This window comes from Gillisia xinjiangensis (assembly GCF_046298265.1).
In the GTDB taxonomy this organism is placed as follows: domain Bacteria; phylum Bacteroidota; class Bacteroidia; order Flavobacteriales; family Flavobacteriaceae; genus Gillisia; species Gillisia xinjiangensis.
The window spans coordinates 1-545 of sequence record NZ_JBKAHK010000103.1; the positions used below are offsets into that span (position 1 = coordinate 1).

The 545-nt window shown below is 62.6% G+C and carries 2 protein-coding genes; both read right to left on the reverse strand.

The features are described from left to right. On the reverse strand, positions 1 to 195 hold a 195-nt coding region (locus ACKGJN_RS16700), incomplete at its 3' end, for a hypothetical protein (protein WP_409540697.1). Positions 196 to 288: 93 nt separating this feature from the next. Then, the coding region (locus ACKGJN_RS16705) for an alpha-E domain-containing protein (RefSeq protein WP_409540698.1) at positions 289 to 545 on the reverse strand (257 nt) is incomplete at its 5' end.

Here is a 545-nt window from a genome sequence, read left to right on the forward strand (position 1 = left end):
GCGAAAGCCTGCCAGGGTGAGGAGGTCGTATCGCTCCTGCGCGTCGGCGCCGCCGATCTCGGTCAGCAGCTTGCGCTCCGTCCTTCCCGGCAGATAGGGGCAGAGGTTGGGCTCCAGGACATAGTAGTTCTGCAGTGGCCCAATTGCCTGGGCCTCCGTGGCCAAAATCCGGTCGGTGGGTCGCACTGCCCTCATGCCAATAATCTGCGCGGCCCGGCCGTCGGCGTCCAGTCCTTAGGTTGACGCCTTGGCCGGCTGCCGCGAGGGGCCGGCAAGGGCGGAAGGAGATTACTCGGCGCTCTCGGCGACATCGGTCAGGGATGAGTAGCCGAAGTAGGCAGCGCCCAGTTCTCCATGGATGCGAATCAGCTTTATCTGGATCCAGTCGATGAACTCGTGCATCCCCTTGTTGATCACCTGATCGACGGTGATGTCGTCGAGAACGCTGCGCAGTTCGTCCAACTCCTCTAGGGCCTTTGTCCCGCCGATCAGTCTGTAGGAGGAACGCAGCTGCGACAGCCGGTTGGAAATGTCGTGGACGCAGG